Source organism: Nonomuraea sp. N2-4H (genome assembly GCF_045291505.1).
Taxonomy (GTDB): domain Bacteria; phylum Actinomycetota; class Actinomycetes; order Streptosporangiales; family Streptosporangiaceae; genus Nonomuraea; species Nonomuraea fastidiosa.
In genome coordinates this window covers 1,402,652-1,415,428 of sequence record NZ_CP147987.1, presented here as the reverse complement: position 1 = coordinate 1,415,428, position 12,777 = coordinate 1,402,652, and the positions used below count along the sequence as shown (strand labels likewise).

Genomic DNA, 12,777 nt, shown 5'->3' with positions numbered 1-12,777 from the left:
GCTTTGCGCCCGCGCCCCTGCCCGCCGGAACGTGCGTGACAGGCGGGGCCCGCGCGCTGTCCACATGACGGAAGCCCGCCGGATCAGCGGGCGGCATCTTCTATCCTGCGTAAGCCAACCAGAATCGGAGGAGATGCTCGTGACCGCCCAGCGTGACTACGCCGACCTCGTCCAGCGAGGACTCTCGCTCGACCTCACTAGGGGCAAGCCGTCGCCGCGCCAGCTCGACCTCTCCAACGATCTGCTGAAACTGCCCACCTCCTACCGGGCGGCCGACGGCACCGACGGGCGCAACTACGGCAACCTCCAGGGCCTGGCCGAGCTGCGCGAGCTGTTCTCGCCGCTGCTGCAGGTCCCGGCCGGGCAGCTCGTCGTCGGCGGCAACGCGAGCCTCGCGCTGATGCACGACACGGTCGTGCACGCGCTGCTCAGCAAGGTCCCCGGCGCCGCCCGCCGGTGGATCGAGGAGCCGAAGGTCACGTTCCTGTGCCCGGTGCCCGGCTACGACCGGCACTTCACGATCTGCGAGCGGCTCGGCATCACCATGGTCGCGGTGCCGATGAACGCCGAGGGCCCCGACATGGACGTCGTCGAGCGGCTGGTCGCCACCGACGCCAGCGTCAAGGGCATGTGGTGCGTGCCGAAGTACAGCAACCCGTCCGGCATCACCTACAGCGACGAGACCGTGCGCAGGCTCGCCGCCATGCCGGCCGCCGCGCCCGACTTCCGCATCTTCTGGGACAACGCCTACGCCGTCCACCACCTCACCGACACCCCCGACGAGCTGGCCGACATCCTCACGCTGGCCGCCGAGCACGGCAACCCCGACCGCGTGTTCGTCTACGCCTCCACCTCGAAGGTGACGCTCGCGGGCTCCGGCGTGTCGTTCTTCGGCTCCTCGCCGGCCAACGTCGAGTGGTTCCTGCACAACACCTCGAAGCAGTCCATCGGCCCCGACAAGATCAACCAGCTCCGCCACGTCGAGTTCCTGCGCGACCCGGCCGGGGTCGAGGCCCACATGCGCAAGCACGCCGCGCTGATCGGGCCGAAGTTCGAGCTGGTCGACAAGATCCTCACCGAGCGGCTGAGCGGCCTGGCCACCTGGACCAGCCCCAAGGGCGGCTACTTCATCAGCCTGGAGGTGCCGCACGCGGCAGAGGTGGTGGCCAAGGCCAAGGCGGCCGGCATCGCGCTCACCCCGGCGGGCGCGACGCACCCGTACGGCAAGGACCCCGAGGACCGCACGATCAGGATCGCGCCCACCTACCCCGAGCTGGACGAGCTGGAGCAGGCCATCGAGGGCCTGGCCGTGTGCGTCCGCCTGGTGGCCGAAGAGCGCGGCTGATACGGCCGGCCCGTCTCACCTCCCGGCGCCCGTCAGCGGGCGCCGGGCCTGAAGCCGAAGATGTACTCGCGCGTCTCGCTCGGATGGAACGGGACGCCGACCCCCGGCTCGAAGGCGACGTTGTCGCGGGCGCAGTAGTAGAGGCTCTCCCACACGGCCAGGGCCTTCTCCCTGGCCGGGGCCTCCACGCGGTCGCGTTTGCGCGCGCCGTACGAGCCGAGCACGTTCAGCAGCCCGAACCCCCAGAACAGGCCGGTCAGGCAGAACGGCGCGAGCAGCACCTCGCTCCAGGACGGGTCCTGCCCCATCGCGATGATCAGCGACATGACCAGGTGTATCAGGGCCGCGAGCAGCAGCAGCACGTAGCCCTGGTTCCTGGTCCACGGCGTGTAGTGGCGGCTGGGAAACGACAGCCAGACCGCGAGCTGGGTGCGGCTCATCACGTGTCTGGACGCGCCGAGCGCCGCCGCCGTCGGCAGGTCGGCGACCTCGCGCGCACCCGGTAGGCGCACCCGGCCGATCTTGTACGTCGTCCCGGCGGCGACCGCTCCGGGGACCGCGACGACCTGGTCGTCCTTGGAGCAGACCGGGCACTCGACATTCACCCGGGCAGTCTGGCGTTAAGGAACGCACTGCGCAAACCATAGGCTGCAGGGTGTGAGACCGATTGATGCCTTGGTGAGCGCCCTGCCCGAAGCGCGTGTCGCGACCGACCCCGATGTGATCGACTCTTACGCCCGTGACCGCACGTTCCTCGCCCCCGGCAAGCCGCTCGGCGTCGTGCTGGCCACCTCGCGCGACGACGTGGTGACGACCCTGAAGTGGGCGAGCGAGCACCGGGTGCCGGTGGTGCCGCGCGGCGGCGGCACGGGACTCGCGGGCGCGTCCGTCGCCGGTGACGGCTCGATCATCCTGTCGCTGGCCAAGATGACCGCGATCAAGGAGCTGTCGCCCGCCGACGAGATCGCGGTGGTCGAGCCCGGCGTCATCACCGCCGACCTCGACAAGGCCGCCAGGGAGCACGGCCTCATGTACGCGCCGGACCCGTCGTCGTACGAGATCTCCACCATCGGCGGGAACCTGGCCACCAACGCCGGCGGCCTGCGCTGCGTCAAGTACGGCGTGACCAGGGACTCCGCGCTCGGCCTCGAGGTGGTGCTGGCCGACGGGCGGGTGCTGAACACCGGACGGCGCACGATGAAGGGCGTCACCGGCTACGACCTCACCGGCCTGTTCGTCGGCTCGGAGGGCACACTCGGCGTGATCACCGCCGCCACCGTGCGGCTGCGCCGCGCGCCCGCCGCGCCGCCCGCGACGTTCGCCGCCGAGTTCGGCTCGCTGCGCGACGCGGGCGCCGCGGTCTCGGCGATCATGGCGGCCGGCTGCCAGCCGTCGCTCATGGAGCTGCTCGACCGGGCCACGCTCAAGGCCATCGACGACTGGCGCAACATCGGCCTGGAGGCCACGACGCAGGCCATGCTCATCGGGCAGTCCGACGCGCCCGACGGTCAGGCGGTGGTCGAGCGCATGCAGCGCATCTGCACCGAGAACGGCGCCACGTTCGTGGCCGTGTCCTCCAGCCCGGCCGAGGCCGACGAGCTGGTGGGGCTGCGCCGGCTGGCGTACGGGGCCAAGGAGCGGCTGGGCGCCTGCCTGGTCGAGGACGTGTGCGTGCCGCGTTCCGTACTGCCCGACATGATCACCGCGATCGAGGAGGCGGCGGCGCGCCACGACGTGATGATCGCGACCGTCGCGCACGCGGGCGACGGCAACCTGCACCCGGTCTTCATCTTCGAGCACGGCATGCTCGAACCGCCGCCTGAGGTGTGGGCGGCGGCGGACGAGGTGTTCCGGCGCGCGCTGGAGTTCGGCGGCACGCTCACCGGCGAGCACGGCGTGGGCCTGCTCAAGCGGCGCTGGCTGGAGCTGGAGTCCGGGCCGGTGGCGGCCGAGCTCCAGCGGGGAATCAAGGCCCTCTTCGACCCGCTGGGCATCCTCAACCCCGGCAAGGCGATCTGATCTTCGGTTGACCAAGCCGTGACCTTGGGGTTCGCGGCGTACACGACCTGCGCAGGAACGCTGACTTTGCGCGTCAAAACCCGAAACTTCTGACACGTACGGCAGACGCCTCAAGCGTCGCGCTGGTAGCGTTTTGCCTCATCTATTGGGTTGTTATGGGGGTCCGACGTGAATCAGTTCCAGCCGTTGGCGGCGGACGATCCGCGGCGGCTGGGGGCGTTTGACATCGTCGCCCGGCTCGGCGAGGGCGGCCAGGGGGTTGTGTATCTCGGCAAGAGCGACTCCGGGGAACAGGTCGCCGTCAAGCTGCTGCACAACGCCCTCGTAGCCGACGCCGACGCCAGGACCAGGTTCCTGCGCGAGGTGGCCGTCGCTCAGCGGGTGGCGCGGTTCTGCACCGCGCCGGTCCTGCACGCCGACCTCGACGGCAGCCGGCCGTACATCGTCAGCGAGTACGTGCCGGGGCCGTCGCTGCGTGAGCTGGTCATCAACGAGGGGCCGCGACGGGGGGCGGCGCTCGAACGCCTGGCCATCAGTACCGCGACCGCCCTGGCCGCCATCCACAGGGCCGGGATTCTGCACCGCGACTTCAAGCCCGCGAACGTGCTCATGGGGCCCGAGGGCCCCGTCGTGATCGACTTCGGCATCGCCCGCGCGCTCGACTCGCCGGGCGCCACCGCCACCGGCATGGCGATGGGCACGCCGTCGTACCTGGCGCCCGAGCAGCTCACCGGCGCGCCCGTGTCGGAGGCGGCCGACGTGTTCGCCTGGGGCGTCACCATGGTGTTCGCCGCCACCGGCAAGCCCGCCTTCGGCGCCGACTCCATCCCCGTCGTCATGCACCGGATCCTCAACGAGGAGCCGGAGCTGGGGTCGCTGGACGGCGTGCTGGGCGAGCTGGTGGCCGCCTGCCTGTCCAAGGACCCGGCCCAGCGGCCCACCGCGGACGAGCTGATCGTCCGCCTCACCGGGCAGCCCGCGCCCAGGGCGGCCATCGAGCCGGTCACCGGCGCCACCCCGGCCGCCGACCCCGCCGGGAACGCGCAGCCGGCCCTCCCGGCCGGTGGCGGGCAGCCCGGCCTTGAGGGCGGCGCCCAGGCGGGCGGTGACGGCTCCGGGCAGGATCAGTACCCCGGTCCCTGGACCGGTCCGTACGTCGTGGGCGGCCCTCAGGGCGCGGCTCCGCCCCAGACCGGCGACTACGGCCAGCCGGCCGCCGGTGCCCAGCCCGGCCCCGGCGCGCAGAACCCGGGCATCACCGGGCCCAGCGGCCTGACCGGCCCGGCCGGTCTCACCGGGCCTGGCGCTCCCGTGCCGGGCGGCGCAGGCCAGACCGGCGCCCCCGTGCCGGGCGGCGCAGGCCAGACCGGCGCCCCCGTGCCGGGCGGCGCGGGACAGACCGCCGTCGCCGGTCCGGGTGGTGCAGGGCAGACCGTCGTCGCCGGACCGGGCGGCGTCCCCGGTCAGAGCGGCGTGCCGGGTCAGGGCGGCGTGCCCGGCGCTCCTCACGCGGGCATGCCCCAGACCACCGGTCCCCTGCCGCCCGGCGTCCCCGCCGGCGGACCCGGCGGACCGGCGCAGGGCGGCGTACCCGGGCAGGCCGCAGGCGCTCAGGGCGGCCCGCAGGGCGTTCCCGGGCAGGGCGTTCCTGGGCAGGGCGGGCCGCAGGGCGCGCCCGGTCAGGGGCCTGGCGCGATGCCGTTCGGACCTCAGCAGCCGGGCGGTCTCCAGCCGGGTGTTCCCGGCCCCATGGGTGCGGGACCGCACCCTCAGGGCCCGCATGCCTTCAACCAGGGCTCTCCCGGACAGGGCGGCCCAGGCCAGGGCGTTCCTGCGCAAGGCAGCCCCGGACAGGGCGTTCCTGGGCAGGTCGCTTCCGGACAGGGCGTTCCCGCGCAGGGCGGTCCTGGGCAGGCCGGGCCTGGCGGCATGCCGCACGGCGCCGGCGCTCCCGGCGGCCCGTTCCAGGGCGGCCCGGCCGGTCCCGGCGGCCCCGGAGGTCCTGGAGGCCCCGGTCAGCACGGCGCGCCCGGTCAACGACCCGGCGCGAACAAGGCGGGCAACGGGGGGCAGTCCGGGCAGCGGCGTACGCTCACGCTCGCGCTCTCCGGCGCCGCCGCCGCGGCCCTGCTGGTCGTCGTGGGCGCGGTCGTCGTACAGGCGAACTCCGCCAAGGAGGTCCCTGTCGTGGTCGTCGGGCAGTCCTCCACCAGCCCGGACGGAGGCTCCGGCCAGGGCGAGGCGCCCACCTCGGACGACTCGCCGACGCCGGCGCCGCCGAGCACCCCCGGCCCGGTGCCGACGCTGGACATCGGGCCGGAGAAGACCGAGAAGCCGAAGCCGACGCGGAAGCCGATCGCGCAGGTCCCGACGGTGACGATGACGGTGCCGCCGCCCACGCTGACGCGCAGGCCGACGGTCGCTCCGTCCAAGAGCCCGAAGCCCACCGCGTCCCGCAACAAGAAGCAGGTCGGCCCGAGCAGGGAGCTGAAGCAGAACACGGCCCAGCCCGGGGCGCTGTGCGGCGCCGGGTTCCAGATCATCGACTCGCAGGCGCTGGCCAACCACGCCACGATCTACCTGCTCTACAACGCGGGCTCCGGGATGAACTGCGTGGTCACGATCTCCCGCCTGGTCCACCCGACCAAGGTGAACATGAGCGCCATCCTCCAGGTCAAGGGCGGCGCCAGCGCGAACGACCCCGGCAAGTTCAGCTCCCACGCGGGCCCGGTGAAGCTGCCGGCCAAGAAGAAGTGCGTGATCTGGGGCGGCGCCTGGAACTCCTACGTCTGGAAGTCGGACTGGAGCCACTGCAGCTGACCCCGGCACCCCGCCGGTCGCCGGATCGGCGGGGTGTGACGGAGCGCGGGCCTGCGTTAGCGTGGGCATGATCGTCGGCTCCGTACGAGGAGGGCGCCCGTGATCGTCAGCAGGCTCGACACCGGCTCGGCCGGCTACCGCGCCCGCAGGGAGGCGATGCTCGCCAAGCTGGCCGAGCTGGCCGCCGAGCAGGCCAAGGCGGTGGCCGGAGGCGGTGCGCGCTACGTCGAGCGGCACCGCGCCCGCGGCAAGCTGACCGCGCGGGAGCGGGTGGAGCTGCTGATCGACCCCGACTCGCCGTTCCTGGAGCTGTCGCCGCTCGCGGGGTGGGGCACCGAATTCCCGGTGGGGGCGAGCCTGGTGTCGGGCATCGGCGTCATCGAGGGCGTCGAGTGCGTGATCACGGCGAACGACCCGACCGTGCGCGGCGGGGCGTCGAACCCGTGGACGCTGCGCAAGACCCTGCGCGCCGCCGACATCGCGCTGCGCAACCGCCTGCCGTACGTGAACCTGGTGGAGAGCGGCGGCGCGGACCTGCCGTCGCAGAAGGACATCTTCATCCCCGGCGGCCAGGTCTTCCGCGACCTGACGCGGCTGTCGGCCGCGGGGGTGCCGACGGTGGCGCTGGTGTTCGGCAACTCGACGGCGGGCGGCGCGTACGTGCCGGGCATGAGCGACCACGTCGTGATGGTGCGGGAGCGGGCGAAGGTGTTCCTGGGCGGCCCGCCGCTGGTGAAGATGGCGACCGGCGAGGAGTCCGACGACGAGTCGCTGGGCGGCGCGGAGATGCACGCCAGGGTCAGCGGCCTGGCCGACCACCTGGCGCAGGACGAGTACGACGCCTTACGCATCGGCCGCCGCATCATCGCCTCGCTGGGCTGGCGCAAGCTGGGCCGCGAGCCCGACCCCGGCGTGCGCGAGCCGGCGTATCCGGCGGATGAGCTGCTGGGCATCGTGCCCGAGGATCTGAAGGTGCCGTTCGACCCGCGCGAGGTGATCGCCCGGGTGGTGGACGGCAGCGAGTTCGACGAGTTCAAGCCCCTGTACGGTGCCTCGCTGGTGACGGGCTGGGCGAGCATCCACGGCTACCCGATAGGTGTGCTGGCCAATGCGCGCGGGGTGCTGTTCAGCGAGGAGTCGCAGAAGGCGGCCCAGTTCATCCAGCTCGCGAACCAGACCCGCACCCCGCTGCTGTTCCTGCAGAACACGACCGGCTACATGGTCGGCAAGGACTACGAGCAGGGCGGCATCATCAAGCACGGCGCGATGATGATCAACGCGGTGTCGAACTCGACGGTGCCGCATCTGACCGTGGTCATGGGCGCGTCGTACGGGGCGGGCAACTACGGCATGTGCGGGCGCGCGTACGAGCCCCGCTTCCTGTTCAGCTGGCCGAGCGCGAAGTCCGCGGTGATGGGTCCCGCGCAGCTCGCCGGGGTGCTGTCCATCGTGGGCCGGCAGTCGGCGCTGGCCAAGGGGAAGCCGTACGACGAGGAGGCGGACGCGGCCATGCGGGCCATGGTGGAGCAGCAGATCGAGGCGGAGTCCGCGGCGTTCTTCTTATCGGGCCGCCTGTACGACGACGGGGTGATCGACCCGCGCGACACGCGGACGGTGCTGGGCATGTGCCTGTCGGCGATCAACAGCGCGCCGGTGCCGGAGCCCTCGGGTTACGGGGTGTTCCGGCCGTGATCACCCGCCTGCTGGTCGCGAACCGGGGCGAGATCGCCCGGCGCGTCTTCCGTACCTGCCGGTCGCTCGGCATCTCCACGGTCGCCGTCTTCTCCGACGCCGACGCCGGCGCGCCGCACGTGGCCGAGGCCGATCTGGCGGTACGCCTGCCCGGTGTGCCTGCCGCCGAGACGTACCTGGACATCGAGCGGATCCTCGCGGCCTGCAAGGCGAGCGGGGCCGACGCGGTGCATCCCGGCTACGGGTTCCTGTCGGAGAACGCCGATTTCGCGCGGGCCGTGCTGGACGCGGGCCTGGTGTGGGTCGGGCCGCCGCCCGAGGCGATCGCCGCCATGGGCGTCAAGATCGGGGCGAAGCGGCTGATGGAAGAGGCCGGGGTGCCGGTGCTGCCCTCGCTCGATCTGGCCGCGCCCGGGGAGTTCCCGCTGCTGGTGAAGGCGTCCGCGGGTGGCGGCGGGCGCGGGATGCGGGTGGTGCGCGAACCCGGCGAGCTGGCCGAGGCGGTGGAGTCGGCGCGGCGCGAGTCGGCGGCGGCGTTCGGCGACGGCACGGTCTTCGCCGAGCCCCTGCTCGAACACGCCAGGCACGTCGAGGTGCAGGTGCTGGCCGACCGCCACGGCGGCGTGTGGACGCTGGGTGAGCGCGAGTGCAGCGTGCAGCGGCGGCACCAGAAGGTGATCGAGGAGTGCCCCTCCCCCGGCGTCACGGCCGCGCTGCGCGAGGTGCTGTACGACGCCGCCGCCAGGGCCGTACGCAAGATCGGCTATGTCGGCGCGGGCACGGTCGAGTTCCTGGTCAAGGGCGACCGGGTGGCGTTCCTGGAGATGAACACCCGGCTGCAGGTCGAGCATCCGGTGACCGAGCTGGTGTACGGCGTCGATCTCGTCCGGCTGCAGATCGAGGTGGCCGAGGGCGCGGCCTTGCCGCCGTCGCCGCCCGAGCCGTCGGGGTGGGCGGTGGAGGCCCGCCTGTACGCCGAGGACTCCTCCTTCGTGCCGCAGAGCGGGACGCTGTGGCGGTTCGAGGTGCCGGGCGAGGTGCGGGTGGACGCGGGCGTGGAGTCGGGGTCCGTGGTGCCGCCGCACTACGACGCGATGCTGGCCAAGGTGGTCGCGCACGGGGCGACGCGGGCCGAGGCGGTGCGGAAGCTGGCCGGGGCGCTGCGGCGGGCGAGGCTGCACGGCGTACCGACGAACCGCGATTTGTTACTCGAAGTCCTGAAAAATCGGGACTTTGCGGCTGGTGACACGCACACCGGTCTCCTCGACGGGCCCCTCACCGCCGCCTCCGCCGCCTTCGAGCCCGCCGGCGCCTCCGGCGCCTCCGGCGCTCCCGCCGCCCCCGGCTCCTCTGCGCCGGGCGGCGACCTCGTGCCGCTGGCCGCCGCGCTCGCCATGGCCGCCTCCAACCGGCGGCGGGCCCGCGTCCTCGCCGGGCTGCCGTCCGGCTGGCGCAACGTCCGCTCCCAGCCCCGACGCGTCACCTTCGAGGAGACCGGGCCCGTCGTGTACGACCCGATGCCTCCCGGCGTGCACGTGGTCAGCGCCGCGCCCGATGAGGTGGTGCTGGAGCGCGACGGCGTGCGGCGCGCCTACGAGGTGGCCAGGTACGACGAGGACGGCCCGCTCTACGTCGACCACGCCGAGGGTGCGGCGCGGCTCACCCCGCTCCCCCGCCTGCCCGAACCCGCCGAGCACACCGCCCCTGGATCGCTCCTCGCCCCCATGCCCGGTAGCGTGCTGCGCGTCGAGGTGGCGCCCGGCGACCGGGTGACCAGGGGACAGACGGTCCTCGTCCTCGAAGCGATGAAGATGGAGCACCGGATCACCGCACCGGCCGACGGGGTGGTGTCCGGCGTGCACGTGGAGAAGGGCCGGCAGGTCGACGCGGGCGCCGTGCTGGCGATCATCCAGGAGGAGGACACATGACGGGCCTGGTGCACAGGGACCTCGCCGCGGGCGTCGCGACGATCACGCTCGACTCGCCGCGCAACCGCAACGCGCTGTCCGTGGCCCTGCTCGGCGAGCTGTCGGAGCATCTGCGATGGGCGCTGGACGAGCCTGCCGCCCGGGTGATCGTGCTGACCGGCACGGGGCCGGTGTTCTGCTCGGGTGCCGACCTCAAGGAACAGGGCCGCGATGACGGGAACGCGCCGGTCACGGCGTCGTTCCCGGACATTCTTGAGCTGATCTGGGAGAGCCCCAAGCCCGTCGTCTGCCGGCTCAACGGCACCGCCAGGGCGGGCGGCATCGGGCTGGTCGCCGCCTGCGACTTCGCGATCGCGCCGCTGACGGCCTCGTTCGCGTTCAGCGAGGTACGTCTCGGGGTCGCGCCCGCCATGATCGCCGTGCCGGTGCTCAGAAGGCTGTCGGCCCGGGCGGCGGCCGAGTACTTCCTGACCGGCGAGGTGTTCGACGCGGCGCGGGCCGTCGAGATCGGGTTGCTGTCGCGGGCCGTCCCCGAGGAGGAGCTGGACGCGACCGTCGCCTACTACACCGAGATGCTGATCAAGGGCGGGCCCGAGGCGCTCGCCATCACCAAGCGGCTGGTCAGGGAGGTGCCGGGGATGTCGTTCCAGGAAGGGCTGCGGCGCATGGCCGAGCTGTCGGCCGAGCGCTTCACCTCCGAGGAGGGGCAGGAGGGCATCGCCGCGTTCAAGGCCAAGCGCCCGCCCGCCTGGGTGGTGTGAACCCCATGGTGCTGCGCGTCGCCAACTGCAGCGGCTTCTACGGCGACCGGCTGTCGGCCGCCCGCGAGATGGTCGAAGGCGGCCCCATCGACGTGCTGACCGGCGACTGGCTGGCCGAGCTGACCATGTTCATCCTGGCCGGCAACCGGCTCAAGGGCCGTCCCGGTTACGCGCCGACGTTCCTGCGGCAGCTCGAAGACGTGCTCGGACCCTGCCTCGACCGCGGCATCAAGATCGTCTCGAACGCGGGCGGCCTCGATCCCGCCGGCTGTGCCGAGGCCGTGCACGAGCTGGCCTCCCGCCTCGGCCTGCGCCCGTCCATCGCGTACGTCACCGGCGACGACCTCACCGGCCTGCCCCTCGACCTCGTCAACGCCGACACCGGCGAGCGCCTCGACGCCACCTCGCTCACCGCCAACGCCTACCTCGGCGGCCGCCCGATCGCCGCCGCGCTCTCCGCGGGCGCCGACGTCGTGGTGACCGGGCGGGTGACCGACGCGGCGCTCGTGACCGGCCCCGGCATCTGGCGGTACGGCTGGGGACCCGGCGACCTCGACGCGCTCGCCGGGTCGGTGGTGGCCGGGCACGTCATCGAGTGCGGCTGCCAGGCGACCGGCGGCAACTACGCGTTCTTCCAGGACGTTCCCGACCTGGCGCATTGCGGCTTTCCGCTCGCCGAACTGCACGCCGACGGCTCCTGCGTCATCACCAAGCACCCGGGCACCGGCGGGCTCGTCTCCGTCGGCACCGTCACCGCGCAGCTCGTCTACGAACTCGGCGGCCCCCGCTACCTCGGCCCCGACGTGGTCGCCCGCTTCGACACCATCACGCTCACCGGCGACGGGCCCGACCGGGTGCGCATCTCCGGCGTGCGCGGCGAACCGCCGCCCGCGACGCTCAAGGCGTCGGTCAACTCCCTGGGCGGCTACCGCAACACGATGACCCTCGTCCTGACCGGCCTCGACCTGCCCGCCAAGGCCCGCATGGCCGAGGAGGCCCTGTGGGCCCGCATCCCCCGCGAGACCTTCGACGAGGTCACGGTCACCCTCACCGGCTTAGGTCCCCACCCGGACGCCTCCACCGGCCTCAGCCCCCGTCCGGACATCCCGCTCGGCGCTCTGCCGGGCAGCGCGGCCGCCCCTGCGGCGGCAGGCCCCCTCACGGGCCCTGCCCCCACCCGAACCTCCCGCTGGACGCTGAGTCCACCCCCGCGGCCGCAGACCGCACCCCGGCCGGAAGCGGGGTGACGACGGCTGCCGGCCGCGCGGCCGGCAGCGGCGTAGCGGCGGAGGGCGGCGTGGGGGCGGCGGGCGGCGTGGGGGCGGAGAGCGGCGTTGGGGCGGCGGGCGGCGTTGGGGCGGCGGTGAGCGGGACGGCGCTGCTCCGCATCACCGTGAAGTCCGCCGACCGCCGCACGGCGGGCCGCGCCTTCTCCTCCGCCGTCGTCGAGACCGGCCTCGCCAGTTACCCCGGCTTCTACGCCCTCACCCCGCCGGGCGACGCCTCCCCGTACGGCGTGCACTGGCCCGTCCTCGTCCCGGCCGGCCAGGTCCGCCCCCGCGTGTTCGTGGACGGCGAGGAGATCCCCTTCGAGCAGCCGCCCCCGCCCACCGGACCGCCGCCCGTCATCGAGGCCCCCAGCCACCACCCGGCAAAGGGCGAAGCGGTGTTCTCCGAGCAGACGGTGCGGATCCCGCTGGGGCGGATCGCCGGTGCCCGTTCAGGCGACAAGGGCGGGAACGCGAACCTCGGGGTGTGGACCGACAGCCGGGCCCGCTACGACTGGCTGGCCGCGTACCTCACCCCGGAGACCCTGAAGGACCTCCTGCCCGGGCTGCGGCCGTACCGGGTGGACCGGCACGACCTGCCCAACCTCAAGGCCGTCAACTTCGTGATCCACGGCCTGCTGGGCCAAGGTGTCGCGGCGAGCACCCGCCTGGACCCGCAGGCCAAGGCCCTGGGCGAGGAGCTGCGAGCCCGCACCGTCGAGGTCCCGGCCGAACTGTCCCCCTGACCCCGTACACCCACCGCCCTCCGAACCGGCCGCCCGCCGATCGGCCCTGTCGCCGGCAGACCCGCTCCGCCGGCCGAGCCCTCACCACCAGCGGGGCCCGACGTCATCGGCCGCCGCACCCTCGCACATCCCCTCATATGAACCGGCAAAGCGGGGTTGACCGGGCGCGATCCGCTCTCGTAGGGTCGTGCGCCAGAA

Annotated in this window: 7 protein-coding genes and 1 pseudogene; 7 read left to right on the top strand and 1 reads right to left on the bottom strand. The window is 73.2% G+C overall.

The genetic code is table 11. The features are described 5' to 3' along the window. The first annotated feature begins 64 nt into the window (after positions 1 to 64). Positions 65 to 1,345 carry an aminotransferase class I/II-fold pyridoxal phosphate-dependent enzyme gene (locus tag WBK31_RS06460; protein WP_364066674.1) on the top strand — a complete coding sequence of 427 codons (1,281 nt, stop codon included), beginning with the start codon at positions 65 to 67 and terminating at the stop codon, positions 1,343 to 1,345. A 32-nt stretch (positions 1,346 to 1,377) separates the two neighbouring features. Here WBK31_RS06460 and WBK31_RS06455 read toward each other — a convergent pair whose 3' ends face one another. Next, positions 1,378 to 1,950 carry a hypothetical protein gene (locus WBK31_RS06455; RefSeq protein ID WP_364066676.1) on the bottom strand — a complete coding sequence of 191 codons (573 nt, stop codon included), beginning with the start codon at positions 1,948 to 1,950 and terminating at the stop codon, positions 1,378 to 1,380. A gap of 52 nt (positions 1,951 to 2,002) precedes the next feature. On the opposite strand from WBK31_RS06455, the gene WBK31_RS06450 reads away from it, so the two are divergent. The 6 genes and pseudogenes from WBK31_RS06450 to WBK31_RS06425 all read left to right on the top strand — a co-directional run bounded on the left by WBK31_RS06450 (position 2,003) and on the right by WBK31_RS06425 (position 12,579). Then, on the top strand, positions 2,003 to 3,364 hold the full coding sequence (locus WBK31_RS06450; protein WP_406674476.1) for an FAD-binding oxidoreductase: 1,362 nt from the start codon (positions 2,003 to 2,005) through the stop codon (positions 3,362 to 3,364). A gap of 168 nt (positions 3,365 to 3,532) precedes the next feature. Continuing rightward, on the top strand, positions 3,533 to 6,184 hold the full coding sequence (locus WBK31_RS06445; protein WP_378784308.1) for a serine/threonine protein kinase: 2,652 nt from the start codon (positions 3,533 to 3,535) through the stop codon (positions 6,182 to 6,184). A 156-nt stretch (positions 6,185 to 6,340) separates the two neighbouring features. Further along, a complete protein-coding gene (locus WBK31_RS06440; protein ID WP_406675456.1) occupies positions 6,341 to 7,876 on the top strand; it encodes an acyl-CoA carboxylase subunit beta in 1,536 nt (511 codons plus the stop codon). Further along, entirely contained in the window at positions 7,873 to 9,804 is a 1,932-nt protein-coding gene (locus WBK31_RS06435) for a biotin carboxylase N-terminal domain-containing protein (RefSeq protein ID WP_406674475.1), read from the top strand. Before WBK31_RS06440 ends, WBK31_RS06435 begins: the two co-directional genes overlap by 4 nt. Further along, positions 9,801 to 10,565, top strand: a complete 765-nt coding sequence (locus WBK31_RS06430; protein WP_378784311.1) for an enoyl-CoA hydratase-related protein — start codon at positions 9,801 to 9,803, stop codon at positions 10,563 to 10,565. The genes WBK31_RS06435 and WBK31_RS06430 overlap by 4 nt, the downstream gene beginning before the upstream one ends. 5 nt (positions 10,566 to 10,570) lie before the next feature. Continuing rightward, positions 10,571 to 12,579: pseudogene (locus tag WBK31_RS06425) on the top strand (acyclic terpene utilization AtuA family protein). Positions 12,580 to 12,777 lie beyond the last annotated feature (198 nt).